Raw genomic sequence first — 15,425 nt, forward strand, 5'->3', positions numbered from 1 at the left:
ATGGAATGCGTGAAGCACTGATCGTTTGGGGTGGCTGGAGCGGGCATGAGCCCGAACAATGCGCCGCCATCATTCGCACCATGCTCGAGGAAGACGGCTTCAAGGTCTATGTCGAGAACACCACCGAAGCCTTCGCCGATCCCTCCATCCGCGATCTCAGCCTGATCGTGCCGATCTTCACCATGAGCAAGATCGAAAAGGAGGAACTCTCCAACCTCACTGCCGCCGTCGAAGGCGGGGTGGGTCTGGCCGGCTATCACGGCGGCATGGGCGACGCCTTCCGCGATGCGGTCGATTACCAATTCATGGTCGGCGGCCAATGGGTGGCCCATCCCGGCAATATCATCGACTACCGCGTCGACATCACCCGCCCCGATGATCCGGTGATGGCGGGGATCGAGAGCTTCCCCTACCATTCCGAGCAATATTACATGCATGTCGACCCCTCCAATGAGGTGCTGGCAACCACCACCTTTACCGGCGAACACGCCGCCTGGATCGATGGGGTCACCATGCCGGTCGTCTGGAAGCGCAAGCACGGCCAGGGCCGCGTCTTCTACTCCTCGCTCGGCCACGTCGCGAGCGAGTTCAGCGTCCCCCAGATGAACACCATCCTCCGCCGCGGCATGAACTGGGCGGCGCGCTAACCGCCGATTGTCATCTCGACATCAATGGCGTCACCAACGGTGACGCCGGTCTGTTTGCGCACGGCGAGCTTGAGCGGCAGCAAATAGGTTCCGTCTTTCGGAAACAGCGAAGTGGTGAACACCACCCCGTCAATCGCGGCCTCGACTGGGATGACGCCCCAGCCATAGCTGGCCTGCTTCTTGATCCGCTCGATCGCCCCCACATGCTGGCTCGGCACCGGCGCATAAAAGAATGGCGCCGGTCCGCGCCATTCGATGATCGTGGTGTGGAATGTCACCTGCAGCACGGGCCCTCACCCAGTTGTCCTACCCCTTGACCCCGGCCGACAGCATAATCGCCTGCGTCACCCGCCGCTGGAAGATCAGATACACAATCGCCACCGGCAGCCCCGCCGCCACGGCCGAAGCCATCTGCTTGCCATAGACGATGCCATAGGCGTCCTTGACCTGGGTAATGCCCACCGGCACCGTCATCGTCGCCTCCCCGGTCGCCGCCAGGAACGGCCACAAAAACGCATTCCACGCCCCGATAAAGGTGATGATGGCCAAAGCCGCCGTCACCCCCCAATTCATCGGCAGATAGATGCGGAACAATATCTTGAAATGGCCGGCGCTGTCCATCTGCGCCGCCTCGCGGAACTCCTTGGGCACCGAGTCGAAGAACTGCTTGTAGACGATGATCACCACCGGCACGATCAGCTGCGGCAGGATGATGCCCGCCCAGCTATTGAGCAGCTTGAACTGCGCCATCAGCACGAAATGGTTCACGATCAGCGCCTGCATCGGCACCATGAAACAGGCCAGGATCAACACATAGATCACCCGCCGCCCCGGGAAATCCAGCTGGCTCAGCGCATAGGCGCAGCCGGCCGAACTGACGATCACCAGGGCCGTGATGATCAGCGAGGTCACCATGGAATTGACGTACCAGATGGCGATATTGGTGTTGTTCCAGATATGGATATAGCTGTCGAAACTGAACCGGCCGGGCCATAGGCTATTGCTGCCCGAAATCACCTCGCCATCCGGCTTTACCGAGGTGATGATGGCCCAGTAGATCGGGAAAAACGCCGCCAGCGCCGCAGCGAAGGTGATGATCGTCAGGATCAGCCCGCCGATATCGATGGCGCGGTCCCGGCCACCGCGCTCACTGGCCTCGGCCACCCGGGGAAGAGCTTCGGCACTCATTTCTGGCCTCGCGCGCGCAGCAATTGATATTGCAGGACGGAGAGGATGATGATCATCCCGAACAGCAGCATGGCCGCACTCGCCGCCTCCCCGCCCTTGTTCTGCTGGAAGGCCAGCTTATAGATATATTGCACCAGCACGATCGTGGCGTCCTGCCGCCCGCCGATCGAAAACAGATAGACCTGGTCGAAAATCTTGAGCTGGGCGATCAATTGGATGGTCAGCACCAAGGCCGTCACCGGCCAGATCAGCGGCCAGGTGATGCGGCTAAATTGCCGCCACCGCCCGGCGCTATCGAGCGAGGCCGCCTCGTAGATCTCCGGCGAAATATTGCGCAGGCCCGCAATGAACAGCAGCACGTTGAAGCCCAGCGTCCACCAGATGGTGACGAAAGCCACGCTCGGCATGAACAGCGGAATGGTGCGGGTCAGCGAGATCGGCTGGCCGCCATTGAACAGCCGCACCACATATTGCACCAGCCCATATTGCACATCGATGATCCAGTTCCAGGTCAGGAACACCACCGAAACGGGCAATATATAGGGCAGGAAGAAACAGGCGAGCACGAAGCCCTGTTGCCACCCCTTGAGCCTATTGACCGCCAATGCGATGGCGAGGCTCACCAGCGTATTGGGGATCACCGTCAGCAGCACGAAATAGGCGGTATTCCAGAACGCGGCATGAAACAGCCTGTGGCCGAGAATCTTGACGTAATTGTCCCACCCCACCCAGTCCCCCGGCCCGATCAGCGGCGCCTTGGTAAAACTGAGCAGCGCCATCTGAATGGTCGGCCACACGAACAACGCGCCATAGATCAGCACGAACGGGCCAATCAGAATAAGCGCGGTGAGATATTCCTGGCGTTTATCCCTGAGCATATGACTTGCCTCCTTGCCCGCCACAATCACCGAGCGGCACCTCCCCTTTGCGGGGGAGGGCTACCGCATATGCCGGGCCTCACCTCGCCCCTCAGGGGAGAGGTCGACGGCGAGGCCGGCGGGTGAGGGGTGCGATGCTTCCACATAAGCGATGTACCCGGCATCGCACCCTTCACCCTGACCCTCTCCCCTAAGGGGCGAGGGGACGATAGAGCCGTAAGTCTGCAGCTCCGCCCTACAACTGCCCGTTCAGATCATCCCGCATCTGCGCGGCGGCATCGGCCGGTTCGAGCTCGCCCGTCGTGGCCGGATTGATATAATTGGTCCAGGCATCGCCCAGCGGCGCTGCAGGCCCGGCCAGGATCGTACGCGGATCGAACACCGCCGTATCGGCAAAGCCGGCATAGTCCGATTGCGGCTTCAGCGCCTTGAATTCGGCGCTCTCTCGCACCGCATTATAGGCCGGGATATGGCCCGCACCGGCCCAGTCGAGCGAATGCTGGTCCATCCAGGCGATGACCTTCATCACGGCTTCCCGCTTGGCCGGATCGGCTTCCTTGCCGGCATTGGCCGGAATGACGAAAGCGTGTGAATCGGACCACGCGGCCTTGTTCTCGAACAGCGTCGGCAGTTCCACCGCACCCCATTCGAACAATTCCCCCTTGGCATGCAGGTCGACAAAGGTGGGCACTTCCCAATTGCCCATGATGAAGAAGGGCGCCTGGCCCGAGGTAAAGAGCGCCAGCGCCGCCGGGCTTTCCACCTGCACCGGCGTATAGCCCTTGTCCACCCAGCCCTTGACCACTTCGATCGCATTGGTCAGCTTGGCCAGGTCCTCGTCGGTCGGAAAGAACCCGCCGGCGGCCTCGTCGAACATGGTGCCGCCCTGCTGGCCGAACAGGCTGTAGATGGTGCGGTAGCGATCGCCCGTTGGCGTCGAAATGCCATACATGCCCTCGCCGGTAAACTTGGCGAGCACGGCATCGAAATTCTCCAGCCCGTCGAGCCCGGTCGGCAGCCCGTTTTCGTCGAGCATGCCGGCTTCCCCCAGCATGTCCTTGTTATAATAGAGAATAAGGCCATGCTGGTCGAATGGCACCGCATAGCGCGTGCCATCGACCTTGCCGGCCTCCGAAGCCGCGGCGGTGAAATCGGCATCGGCAATGCCGGCGCCCGCCAGGTCCTCGTCGGTGATTTCGCTCAGCGTGCCGCTATCGACCGCCAGCGGAATGCGGCTGAGGTGATAGGTGGCGATATCGGGCCCCTCCCCGATCGCCGCCGATGTCTGCAGCTTGGTGTAAAAGGGCGTGCCCCATTCCAGCGTCGTCCCCTGGATCTGGATTTCCCCCTGATGCTCCTCGTTGAAGCCGTCGATCAGCGCCTTCATCCGCACGCCGTCGCCGCCGGCGAGAAAATCCCACCAGACCACGTTCTGCTGCGCCTGCGCCCCGGCCGCCATGGCCATGAAAGCGCTCGAAACCAGCGCCAATCGTCTCAATGATTTCAGCATGATTCACTCCTCCCGAAATGGATGCCCAATGTCTCCTCCTGTCGGCAGCCCGGCGCATTGAGCGCTCGCCCGGCCCCCGTTATGCGAAATCAGCCGGCGTGATAGGCTCTTCCATCCGCGCCAAAAATATGGGTCGCCGCCCCGTCCGGTCGCAGCGACACGTCCATGCCCGGCTCCAGCAGGCTGTTGCCGGCATCCTCGGCCACCACCAGCGAACCATCGCCCAGCCGCACATGCACCAGCGTCCGGTCGCCCAGCCGCTCGACGATATCGATCTTGCCTGTGAGGCTCCCCGACCCATCCGCCGCCACCCGCAAGGCATCCGGCCGCACGCCCAGAGTCAGCCCTTCCGGCCCCGGCAGCGCGCCAAACGCAATGCCCGTGTCGATCACCGAACCACCCGCGGTTACCGCCGCCCTGCCGCCCTTGTCGGCAATGGCGGTCACGGCCAGAAAGTTCATCGACGGCGAGCCGACAAACGCCGCCACAAACCGCGATGCGGGCCGCGAATAGACCTCCATCGGCGTGCCGATCTGCTCGATCCTGCGATTGTTCATCACCACGATCCGGCTCGCCAGCGTCATGGCTTCGGTCTGGTCATGGGTGACGAAAATCATCGTCGCCTTGATGCGATTATGCAGTTGCGCCAGCTCCACCCGCGTCCGCACGCGTAAGCCCGCATCGAGGTTTGACAGCGGCTCATCGAGTAAAAATGCCTCTGGCTCCCGCACAATGGCCCGCCCGATCGCCACGCGCTGCCGCTGCCCACCCGAAAGCTGCGCCGGCCGCCGTTCCAGCAGCGGCACGATTTCGAGCATTCGCGCCGCATCCTCCACCCGGCGGGTGATTTCCGCCTTGTCGGTGCCGATATTCTGCAGCCCGAAGCTCATATTGGCCCGCACCGTCATGTGCGGATAGAGCGCGTAATTCTGGAACACCATGGCCACGCCGCGCTGGTTGGGTGGCAATTGGTCGACCCGGCGGTCCCCGATATGGATCTCGCCTTCATTGACCGCCTCAAGCCCGGCAATCATGCGCAGCAGCGTCGATTTCCCGCAGCCCGATGGCCCCAGAAACACGATGAACTCGCCCGATTTGATGTGCATCGACACCTTCTCGAGCACACTCACCGCGCCATAGGACTTGCTGACCTCGTTCAGCACGATATCGGCCATGTCATTCCTCCTCCTTGTGGCTGGCGCGGCATATTCACCGTCTTCCAACCTGTGCCGGTTTCCCGGCTCGTTCATTCCCCTCCCCCTTGAGGGGAGGGGTTAGGGGTGGGGGTGCTGCGACCTCCAAACGCTCGGCGCTGCCGGAAACCCCAGCACCCCCACCCTCGATCGCTCCCCTCAAGGGAGAGGGAGGCCCGACTGCCGGGCTCTTTCTTCCCCTCGCCCCTTGTGGGAGAGGGACAGGATTTTTGCGTTCAGCAAAAATCCAGGGTGAGGGGTTCTCTCCTCCGCAGCGGCGCTAGTGCCCCCTCATCCGCCCCTAACGGGGCACCTTCTCCCACAAGGGGAGAAGGCAAAGTTCTCACCCAAAAACCCCGCGATCCACCTGCAATTCCCTCGCCGTCTGCACCACGGCGTCGAACAAGGCCGCCGCCACCGGATCGGCCCCCGGCGCTTCCCGCATCAGCCGGAACGTGGTCGCGACCACTCCACCCCGGCCCACGCGCTTTTCGCCAATGATCGCCGCGGGCTTATGCACCCAGCCCACCACCATGCCGGCATGCACATTCGAGCCATATTCCCAGGGCCGGAATCCGGTCAGCAGGTGATGCGGCACCACATCGGAAAAGCTCAGATCAAAAATCGGTCCGCCCGGAATATCGGCAAACGGCCCATCGCGCCGCACCCAGGAGAAACCCGCAATCCAGTCCCCGCGCCAGATCGTGCCATCCCGCTCGACAAGGCTGATCCCCGGCAGATGCTGATCGAGACTCGGCCGGAACTTGCGCCCATCGGCCACGATGCTGCGATGTGGCCGCTCGCCATCGGGCATGTCGGTGCGCAAATTATTGTTGGTCCTGACCGACCCATCGGCCAGGATCACATAGCGCGCGCCCGCCTTGATGGCTTCGACGTCCTCGCCATCCACCGCATGGCACAGCACGATATCGGCCTCGCCAGCCGGCACCACGCGATAGCCCAGCCCCCTGGCATAATCCGCCAGCTTCGCGTCAGCCGCCGCAACGCTGGGCAATTCGCTCGTCCCGCGCGCCGCATAAAGGGCGATATCGCAGGAATTGCGCGCCAGCACCTGCCCGCCCGCTTCCAGCACGAACTCGATCCGCGCCATCTCATTGGCCGACACCGCCGGCATCGTCAGCTGCGTGTCGATAGCAAATGTCGAAACCGTCCCAGTCGCCCCCACGGCAGCCGACCCACTCACCGCCCCGCTCCAGCGCAACACCGCGCCCTCGGGAATGCTCAGCCCGCCGGTCGCCACCTTGATGGCAAAGCTCAGGCTCTCCCCGGCATAGGCCGAATAGCGCGCCGGCCTCGGCACGATGACGATATCGGTATTGATACTGGCAAACACATCGTGGAACACGCGCGGATTGCGCTCGATGTCGAGCAGGCCATTGGCCTCCCAATGCACATCGGTGAATTCGGTGATCACATAGCCCATGATCGAGGCATGCTCGCGCATGGTCTCGATTTCGTAGCGCAGGTTCATGAACTGGTACCATTGTACCGCCTCGATAAACCCGTCGAACGAGCCGAAGGTCCGGTCCAGATCCAGCGCCCCAAACCGCTCTTCGATGCCATGCGGCAGCGCCACGCCATCGCCCCAGAGCGAGCCGGTCTCGAACCAGTCCGGCTCGCTCCCGTCCTTGCGGCGCAGCTTCTTCGGATCAGGCAGCCCCCAGACGCCGAACTCGGAGACGATCAGTGGCTCGTCGCCCCGTCGTTCGGCGTCGCCCAGGGAGGAGAAGGTCCAATCGGCCCCGGCGGCAAATTGGGCGGTAATATCGTCCCATTCCTGCCGCCGCTCGGGCACCGAACGGTAATAATGGTAGTCGTTGATATCGGTCTTGACGTGGAAATTGGGGAAACACGCCGAATTGTCGACCACCAGCCGCGTCGTGTCCTTGGCCTTCAGCCAGTCATAGGTGTCCTTGACCCATTGGCGATGCTCCCCATTTTCGAGCATGCGCGTGCCCCAATCCTCATTGATGATCGTCCAGGCGATGATCGAGGGATGGTTGCGGTCGCGTTGGAGGATGCCCTCCATGGTGGCGCGCATCCGCGCCGCCGCCTTAGCGGTGAAATTGGCCACATTGGGAATTTCGGTCCAGATCAGCAGGCCAAAGCGGTCCGCCACATCATAATAGCGCGGGTCCGGCACCTTGATGTGGCAGCGCAGCAGGTTGAGCCCCAGATGCTTGGCCTTCCTCGCCTGATCCTCGAGGAATTCCAGCGATGGCGGCGTATAGATGCCATCGGGATAATAGTCCTGGTCGAGCGCCCCGCGCATATAAAGCGGCTCGCCATTGAGCCAGAGCTTGCCGTCCCGCGCCTCGATGCTGCGGAAGCCGAAACTATGCGTCACTGCATCGGCATCGGCCAATTCGACCGTCAACGTATAAAGATTGGGACTATCCGGCGACCACAGCTTTGGATCAGCCACCGACAGCTTTGCCGTAATAGCCTCCCCCGCCGCCGCTTCGGTTTCCGCCACCACGGCGCCATCAGCATCCTCGACAACAACCCGAACCGGCAATCCCACAGCAGCCGCCGTAAAACCGAGATCGACACTGACCGTGCCATCGATCCCCGCTGATATCGCCACGCTCTGCACATGCCGCGCATCCCGCGCTTCCAGCGACACCGGCTGCCACAGCCCGCCAATCCGGCCATACCAGCTGATCTTGCCATGCGGCACTTCGCCGAACGGAAAATCGGGATAGGCCCGCTGGTCCGCCGAAGGCATGGTCACCCGCACCTCGACCTCGTTCTGCGCCTTCAGCAACTGGCCCGGCAGCACGATTTCAAACGGCAGGAAGGCCCCTTCATGGCTACCGACCTGGGTGCCATTGAGCAGCACTTCGCAGAAATAGCTCACCGCCCCGAATTTCAGCGCCAGCTCGCCCGCGCCCCAGCCCTCAGGCAGCGTGAAACTGCGTTTGTAGACCGCTCTCCCGCTGGTATCGACCAGGTCGGAAAATTCGGCCTGCCAGGGCGAGGGCACATGCGCCTCCCGCCATGGCCCGTCCTCGTGCCGGAACTGCCAGACCCCGTCCAGCGACAGGCTGCGGCGTGCCGCCGGTCGTGTTTGCTCGGCTCTGGCTTGAGCGCGTTCCATCCTCATCCCTCGAAGTATTAGTTATATTATTATCACCTTATGTTTGATCCGCCGCGCTGGCAAGGGGGACGATTTGCGCTTTCGGCGCTAACGCTCCGCTAGCCTATTCGGCTAAAAGGCTATGAAATATCGGATGTGAAGCGAGGGCGGTCAGTCTTGGAAAAACGCGCAACCATGGTTGATGTGGCCGAACTGGCCGGCGTATCGCAGGCCACAGTGTCCCTGGTGCTCAACGGCGTCACCAATGCCCGCATTTCCAAGGCCACCCGCCGCCGCGTGCTCGACGCCGCCGAAACCCTGAACTATCGCCGCGGCAAGACCCATCCCGTCCCCGAAGGCCGCCAGCGCGTCATTGGCCTCATCATCGATGAAGTCTCCACCACCCCCTTCGCCCCGCCCTTCATCGTGGGCGCCCGCGATGAAGCCGCGCTGCAGGACGTCACCGTCGCCACCTTCTGCACCCGCTCCGATCCGGCCTTGGAACAGGCAGCCATCGACCTGCTGGTCTCGCAGAAAACCATCGGCATTCTCTATGCCTCGCTGATTACCCGCCAGGTCAGCGTGCCCGACAGTTTCGCTGAACTACCCCTGGTCCTGCTCAATTGCTACGAGCGCAAACTGCGCTATCCCTCGGTGGTCCCGGGCGACCTGGTGGGCGGCTTCACAGCGGCCGAAGCCCTGCTCAAGGCCGGCCACCGCCGCATCGCACACCTGGCCGGCGAAGCCATTCTTGAGGCCTCGGTCGATCGCGAAAAAGGCTTCCGCCAGGCCATGGACAAATGGGGCATTCCCCAGCAAGACCAGCTGGTCACCCTGGGCGGCTGGACCATCCGCGCTGGCCGCGAACGCGCCCTGGAACTGCTCTCCCAGCCCAATCCACCCACCGCCATTTTCTGCTTCAACGACCGCATGGCCATCGGCTGCTACGAAGCCGCCCGCACCCTGGGCATGCGCGTGCCGCAGGACATCTCCATCATCGGCTTCGACGACGAAGACCTCTCCGCCTATCTCGATCCGCGCCTCTCCACCATGGTCCTGCCGCACGACGAAATGGCCCGCTGGGCCGTCGGCCAATTGCTCGACGGCTACCAGGCCGCCGACCAGGACGAGCGCCTGCAAAAGATCAAGATCGAATGTGAGTTTATAGAGCGAGAATCCATCGCCCCGCCAAGGGGTTAGGCGCAGGAACCTCACTACCCGCCATGCTATTCCCGCGAAAGCGGCCTCACCTCGCCCCTCAGGGGAGAGGTCGACGGCGAAGCCGGCGGGTGAGGGGTGCGATGCAGCAAAATGGGTGGTGTGGAAGCATGACACCCCTCACCCAGCTCGGCCAGGGTCGCTTCGCTCCCGGCGCCGCTACCCTCTCCCCTGAGGGGCGAGGGGCACCGGCTTCGGTGCATGCCCCCTACCCCTTCGGCCCCGCCACCGAATCCCGCTCCACCAGCGGACATTCGAGCTTGGTCAGCGGATATCGCCCCGCTCCCTGCCCCGCCAGTTCATCGATCTGCTCGACAATCCATTGCCCCATCGCCCGATGCGGCAGGATGGACGTGGTCAGCCGCGGATGCAGATGCCGCGAGATTTCCTCGTCGTCATAGCCGATCACCGACATGTCCCGCGGAATGTCGAGCCCGGCTTCCTTGAGTGCCTCATAGCACCCGATAGCCGTCCGATCATTCTGACAAAAAATCGCCGTCGGCGGCTCGGCCAGAGCCAGCAGCTTCCGCGTCGCCGCATAGCCCGCGCTGGCCGACCAATCGCCCTCCACCACCAGCGCCGCATCGAACGGAATATCGGCCGTCGCCAGCGCCCGGCGATAGCCCTTGAGCCGGTCCTGCGCCGCCTCCATCCAGATTTCTCCGGTTATGGTGGCGATGCGCCTGTGCCCATGCTCGATCAGGTGCCGCGTGCTGCGCTGTCCACCGGCAATCTCGCTGGGCACCACTGCAGGGTGCGACTGCCCCCCGGTATAGCAATTGAGCAGGAACACCGGGATGTCGAGCCCCAGCAGCGCCGGATTGAGCTCCACCTCGCGGGTGAAAATCGTCATATAGACCAGCGCCGACACACCCTGTTCGACAAAGGCCTGCACCAGCCCCGCCTCGGTTTCCGCGTCATTAAAACTCTGCGACACCAGCACCATGTCGCCCCTGGTCCGCGCCGCTATGCTGACGCCCTCAATGGCAATCGCCGCCTCGGGGCTGGTCGCCAGCTGGTCGGCGATGAACCCGATCCTTCGCCCGCCGCCAGCCGCCCGCGCCTGCCGCCCATTGGACCCCGAGGCATAACCCAGCCGCCGCGCCGCCTCGAACACCCGCTCTCGCGTCTCGGCCGATAATTTTATCCCCGGGGCATGATTGAGCACGAATGATACCGTGGCCTGCGAACATCCCGCTTCGCGCGCCACATCGGGCATGGTCACGCGCCGCGATTGCCCCCGCCGCGCCCGCACCACGCCGGCAGCACTCCCATCATCGGTTTGCCTTGTCATACAAGTTGGCCCCAGACCCCTGCTCGTTGCTAATACTATCAATAAATATTATCAAGTATAAGCACTTTTCGCCCGCACCGCCATAGACCGGCCCGCACCCAAAGGCGCGGGCCGGATCGCGCTAGATGCTGGCCTGCACCCTATGCAGCCCCGCATAAAGCCCATCGGCCGCCATCAGCGCCTCATGCGTCCCCTCTTCGCCAATGCCATCCTCGGTCAGCACCAGGATGCGATCCGCATTGCGCACTGTGGACAGGCGATGGGCGATGACGATCGTGGTCCGCCCCCTTGTCAGTTCGAGCAAAGCCTGCTGCACTGCCCGCTCGCTTTCATTGTCGAGCGCACTGGTCGCCTCGTCAAAGATCAGCACGGCCGGATTCTTGAGGAATGCCCGTGCGATAGTCAGCCGCTGCTTCTGTCCGCCCGAGAGTTTCACCCCGCGCTGACCGATATCGGTGTCATAGCCCTGCGGCAGCGCCATGATGAAATCATGCGCATTGGCCGCCTTTGCCGCCGCCACGATCTCCTCGAAGCTGGCATCGGGCCGCCCATAGCGCAGATTGTCGGTCACCGTGCCGCTGAACAGATAGATGTCCTGCTGCACCACTCCCACATTGCGCCGCAGCGAAGCCATGGTGACATCCCGCACATCCTTGCCATCGATCAGGATCGCCCCGCCGCTCACCTCATAAAACCGCGGAATCAGGGCACAGAGCGTACTTTTCCCCACGCCGGACGGGCCGACCAAAGCCACGAATTCCCCCGGCGCAATGTCGAGCGAGAGATCACTGAGCACATGCGGCCCGCTCTCCTCATAGCGGAAACTGACATCGCGAAAGGCAATGGCGCCCACCACATTGTCGAGTTCCACCGCCCCAGGCCGGTCCTCGATATCGGGCGCAACGTCCAATATCTCCATGGCCCGCACGAAGCCGGTATAGCCCTCCTGCCAGAGCCGCACGAAATTGGCCAGCCGCTGCACCGGATCGACCAAAACCGCCACGCAGAGCAGGAAAGTCAGCATATCCGCCACGCCCAGATCGGCCGTCAGCACCCGCACCGCACCCACCACGATAACCAGCACCGTCACCAACTGAGCGAAGGTTTCAGTGCCCGCCGAGAAATAGGCCTCGCTGCGATAGCCCTCCCTTCGGCTGTCCAGAAACCGCTGGTTTTCCGCCTCGAAGCGCCTGGCTTCCATCGCCTCATTGGCGAAGGACTGCACCACCCTGATGCCGCTCAGGGCATCCTCCACCCGCTCATTGACCGACGCGATCCGCTCTTTGCTCTGCCGCAGGGCGATGTTCATGCGGCGATTGAAATAGAGCGCATAGAATACCGCCAGCGGCGTCAGTGCGGCGATCAATCCGGCCAGCACCGGATCGATGAAGAACAGGATGACCATGGCGCCGCCAAATTTGAGCAGCGCAATGGAAATATCCTCCGGCCCATGGTGAAACAGCTCGCCCAGCCACAGTGAGTCATTGCTGATCCGGCTCATCAATTGCCCGACACGTTGCCGGTCGTAGAAGCTGAACGACAGCTTCTGGCAATGCTCGAACAATTGCTTGCGCACCGACGCCTCGATCTTGGCGCCCATCATGTGACCCTGATAGTCCACGAAAAAGATCGCCAATACCTGGATAGCCAGCACCCCCAGCATCAAGCCGCCCATGGCGTAGATCTGCCCGATTGCCTCGGGCACCCGGGGCAATTCGATCAGCTGTTTGGTGACGTAATTGGCGCAGAGCGGCAGGAACAATGCCGTCGCCGCGACCAAGAGGGCACAGACGAGATCAGCCGCCAGCAGCGGCAGATGCGGCCGGTAGTAGGAGAGAAATTTCCGCACATAGGCCCAGCGCTCGCCCCCGCTGCTCTGCGGTTGCGGCAAAAACCCGGCGACGAATTGCTTTAGAGAATGGCTACGGCGTGGCTTTGCATGCGCCCTCGCCCGTGGAAATCGGATCTGCATAACGCTTCATGTCCTGTTGAACTTTTCCTTTCTGATTGGACATGGCGGCTTTCATTTCGTTCTCCTGACACGGGCTTGATAAGCGGCGCGACTATGCCGCGATCCGCCGGCGCAAACAAGTATAGCGCCCTCGATTATGCGACAATTTAACTCAGGCCATCTGCCGCTGAAGTGGAATTTTTCCGAGCGTTCACAGCGCCCTAGATCCGTCTGGCTTGTCAGTAAATTAACCTAAAGGCGGCATGTTTTGCCTGACGACATGACCCATCCAGCCAGAACGGCTGATGCCCTGCCAGGAGGCCACTGCCTTGATCGCATTCGCGCGCGCTGCGCCTTAGCCGGACCCTTGCCGGCTCCCCAAGCCGGTCGCTTCTCACTTCCGTTCCCATCAGAGTTCACATTTCATGCTCAAGATCGTGACTGGCAGCATTGCGCGCCGGATGTCCGCGCTGCTGCTCCTGTTCGTCGTCGGCTTTGCCGGCCTGACTGCCTATCAGCTGACCAATATTCACAACAATCTCATCGACCTCAAAAAGGCCGAGATCAAAAGCGTCATCGAAACCGCGGTGACCATGCTCGGCAATTACGATGCGCGCGTTCAGGCCGGCGAAATGACGCTGGACGCAGCCCAGACCGAAGCCAAGGCCATGCTGCACGCCATCAACTATTCGGGCGATGACTACGTTTTCGCGGTGACCCATGACTATGTCATGATCGTCAACGCCAACCCCGCCGTGGTCGACACCAATATGCGCGACCGCACCGATACCAATGGCAAGCGGTTCATCGAAGAATATACCGATGGCGCCCGCACCCAGGGCTCGATCTTCACCACTTTCATGTTCTCGGGCGCCAATCCCGACGCACCGGCCATCGAAAAGCTGACCTATGTGCAGAATTTCGCGCCCTGGTCCTGGGCCATCGGCACAGGCGTGCTGCAGACCGATATCGATGCCATCTATCAGGAAAATGCGCTGAGCAGCGCGCTGATCGCCCTGGGCGTCATCGCCGTTCTGATGCTGGCCGGCTGGCTCATCGTGCGTAGCCTGACCAAGCCGATCACCGCGCTCAATGGCCAGATGGCCGAACTGGCCGATGGCAAGTTCGACATCACCATCCAGGGCACCGGCCGGGCCGACGAAATCGGCGCCATGGCACGCGCCGTCGACGTGTTCCGCGACAATGGCGAGAAAATCGCCCACATGACGCAGGCTGAAGCCGCCCGCATCCTCCGCGACGAGGAAACCCGCAAGGAAATGATGACCGAGCTGCAAAGCGCCTTCGGCTCGGTGGTCGATGCCGCCGCGGAAGGCGATTTCTCCCAGCGCGTCACCGCCGACTTCCCCGATCCCGAACTCAATGCCCTGGCCAGCAGCGTCAATAGCCTGGTCAAGACCGTCGATACCGGCCTCGCCGAAACCAGTCAGGTACTCTCGGCTCTGGCCAATGCCGATCTGACCAAGCGGGTCGAAGGTCTCTATGAAGGTGCTTTCGGGCGCCTCAAGGACGACACCAACGCCGTGGCGATCAAGTTCTCCGACATTGTCGGGCGGCTGCGCGATACGTCGGGCCAGCTCAAGCTCGCGACCGGGGAAATCCTGTCGGGCGCCAACGATCTGTCCGAGCGGACGACCAAGCAGGCCGCGACGATCGAGGAAACCTCGGCCGCCATGGAGCAACTGGCCGCCACGGTCACGCAGAACTCGACCCGCGCTAAATCCGCCAGCGACAATGCCATTGCTTCGACCCGTTCGGCCGAAGAAGGCGGCGTGGTGATGGCCGAAGCCACCCAGGCCATGGAGCGCATCGCTACCTCCTCGTCCAAGATCTCCAACATTATCGGCATGATCGACGACATCGCCTTCCAGACCAACCTCTTGGCGCTCAACGCCTCGGTTGAAGCGGCCCGGGCCGGTGAAGCCGGCAAGGGCTTCGCCGTGGTCGCCGTGGAAGTACGGCGCCTGGCCCAGTCCTCCGCTCAAGCCTCGACCGAGGTCAAGGCACTGATCGAGCAATCAGCGCTCGAAGTGCGCGGCGGCACCAGGCTGGTGGCGGACGCCGCCGCCAAGCTCGACGAAATGCTGGACGGCGTGCGCGCCAATTCCGAACTGCTTGAGGGCATTGCCCGCGACAGCTCGGAGCAGGCCAGCGCTATCCAGGAAGTGGGCGTTGCCGTCCGCCAGATGGATGAGATGACCCAGCACAACGCCGCTTTGGTCGAGGAAATCAATGCCTCGATCGAGCAGACCGAAGGCCAGGCCATCCAGCTCGACGGCATTGTCGAGATCTTCTCGGTACATCAGGCACCGGCCGAGCCCCTGCGGCATGCTGCGCCGCCCCGCCGGAAGGCTGCGCCAGCCTATCGCGCCCAGGGTAATACCGCGATCAAGATGGACGATTGGGAAAGTTTCTGATCTGTCCCAGA

The 15,425-nt window shown here is 62.5% G+C and carries 11 protein-coding genes; 3 read left to right on the forward strand and 8 right to left on the reverse strand.

Annotation, left to right across the window (positions count from 1 at the left end; all coding sequences use genetic code 11):
• Positions 1 to 5 precede the first annotated feature (5 nt).
• A complete protein-coding gene (locus tag FF80_RS06090; protein WP_035098611.1) occupies positions 6 to 647 on the forward strand; it encodes a ThuA domain-containing protein in 642 nt (213 codons plus the stop codon).
• Here the strand turns inward: FF80_RS06090 and FF80_RS06095 are convergent.
• From FF80_RS06095 to FF80_RS06120, 6 genes are all read right to left on the reverse strand, one after another.
• Complete coding sequence (locus tag FF80_RS06095; protein WP_200877169.1) at positions 644 to 934, reverse strand: DUF1905 domain-containing protein; 291 nt, start codon at positions 932 to 934, stop codon at positions 644 to 646. The two genes, FF80_RS06090 and FF80_RS06095, sit on opposite strands and share 4 nt — an antisense overlap.
• Positions 935 to 953: 19 nt before the next feature.
• Complete coding sequence (locus tag FF80_RS06100) at positions 954 to 1,835, reverse strand: carbohydrate ABC transporter permease (protein ID WP_081917289.1); 882 nt, start codon at positions 1,833 to 1,835, stop codon at positions 954 to 956.
• Positions 1,832 to 2,713, reverse strand: a complete 882-nt coding sequence (locus FF80_RS06105; RefSeq protein ID WP_035098613.1) for a sugar ABC transporter permease — start codon at positions 2,711 to 2,713, stop codon at positions 1,832 to 1,834. The genes FF80_RS06100 and FF80_RS06105 overlap by 4 nt, the downstream gene beginning before the upstream one ends.
• Positions 2,714 to 2,948: 235 nt before the next feature.
• Positions 2,949 to 4,223 (reverse strand): extracellular solute-binding protein, encoded by a 1,275-nt coding sequence (locus FF80_RS06110; RefSeq protein ID WP_035098616.1) that lies wholly within the window; start codon positions 4,221 to 4,223, stop codon positions 2,949 to 2,951.
• 89 nt (positions 4,224 to 4,312) lie between these two features.
• Complete coding sequence (ugpC, locus tag FF80_RS06115) at positions 4,313 to 5,398, reverse strand: sn-glycerol-3-phosphate ABC transporter ATP-binding protein UgpC (RefSeq protein WP_035098618.1); 1,086 nt, start codon at positions 5,396 to 5,398, stop codon at positions 4,313 to 4,315.
• A 361-nt stretch (positions 5,399 to 5,759) separates the two neighbouring features.
• Entirely contained in the window at positions 5,760 to 8,537 is a 2,778-nt protein-coding gene (locus tag FF80_RS06120) for a glycoside hydrolase family 2 (protein ID WP_052153248.1), read from the reverse strand.
• A 156-nt stretch (positions 8,538 to 8,693) separates the two neighbouring features.
• Here FF80_RS06120 and FF80_RS06125 point away from each other — a divergent pair, with 156 nt between their 5' ends.
• Positions 8,694 to 9,716, forward strand: coding sequence for a LacI family DNA-binding transcriptional regulator (locus tag FF80_RS06125; RefSeq protein WP_152558286.1), 1,023 nt, complete (start codon positions 8,694 to 8,696; stop codon positions 9,714 to 9,716).
• A gap of 226 nt (positions 9,717 to 9,942) precedes the next feature.
• Here the strand turns inward: FF80_RS06125 and FF80_RS06130 are convergent, their stop codons facing one another.
• On the reverse strand, positions 9,943 to 11,028 hold the full coding sequence (locus FF80_RS06130) for a LacI family DNA-binding transcriptional regulator (protein WP_035098622.1): 1,086 nt from the start codon (positions 11,026 to 11,028) through the stop codon (positions 9,943 to 9,945).
• 121 nt (positions 11,029 to 11,149) lie between these two features.
• The gene (locus tag FF80_RS06135) at positions 11,150 to 12,877 is read right to left on the reverse strand and encodes an ABC transporter ATP-binding protein (protein ID WP_244445722.1); all 1,728 of its coding nucleotides are present in this window, start codon (positions 12,875 to 12,877) and stop codon (positions 11,150 to 11,152) included.
• A gap of 527 nt (positions 12,878 to 13,404) precedes the next feature.
• On the opposite strand from FF80_RS06135, the gene FF80_RS06140 reads away from it, so the two are divergent.
• Entirely contained in the window at positions 13,405 to 15,414 is a 2,010-nt protein-coding gene (locus FF80_RS06140; RefSeq protein ID WP_052153249.1) for a methyl-accepting chemotaxis protein, read from the forward strand.
• Positions 15,415 to 15,425 lie beyond the last annotated feature (11 nt).

It is taken from the genome of Devosia sp. LC5 (genome assembly GCF_000735585.1).
Lineage (GTDB): Bacteria > Pseudomonadota > Alphaproteobacteria > Rhizobiales > Devosiaceae > Devosia.

Bases quoted from the DNA above. Each gene is read 5' to 3' on its own strand.
- FF80_RS06110 (WP_035098616.1), bottom strand. From the start codon at position 4,223: ATGCTGAAATCATTGAGACGATTGGCGCTGGTTTCGAGCGCTTTCATG.
- FF80_RS06130 (WP_035098622.1), bottom strand. From the start codon at position 11,028: ATGACAAGGCAAACCGATGATGGGAGTGCTGCCGGCGTGGTGCGGGCG.
- FF80_RS06090 (WP_035098611.1), top strand. From the start codon at position 6: ATGCGTGAAGCACTGATCGTTTGGGGTGGCTGGAGCGGGCATGAGCCC.
- FF80_RS06105 (WP_035098613.1), bottom strand. From the start codon at position 2,713: ATGCTCAGGGATAAACGCCAGGAATATCTCACCGCGCTTATTCTGATT.
- FF80_RS06120 (WP_052153248.1), bottom strand. From the start codon at position 8,537: ATGGAACGCGCTCAAGCCAGAGCCGAGCAAACACGACCGGCGGCACGC.
- FF80_RS06140 (WP_052153249.1), top strand. From the start codon at position 13,405: ATGCTCAAGATCGTGACTGGCAGCATTGCGCGCCGGATGTCCGCGCTG.
- ugpC (WP_035098618.1), bottom strand. From the start codon at position 5,398: ATGGCCGATATCGTGCTGAACGAGGTCAGCAAGTCCTATGGCGCGGTG.
- FF80_RS06100 (WP_081917289.1), bottom strand. From the start codon at position 1,835: ATGAGTGCCGAAGCTCTTCCCCGGGTGGCCGAGGCCAGTGAGCGCGGT.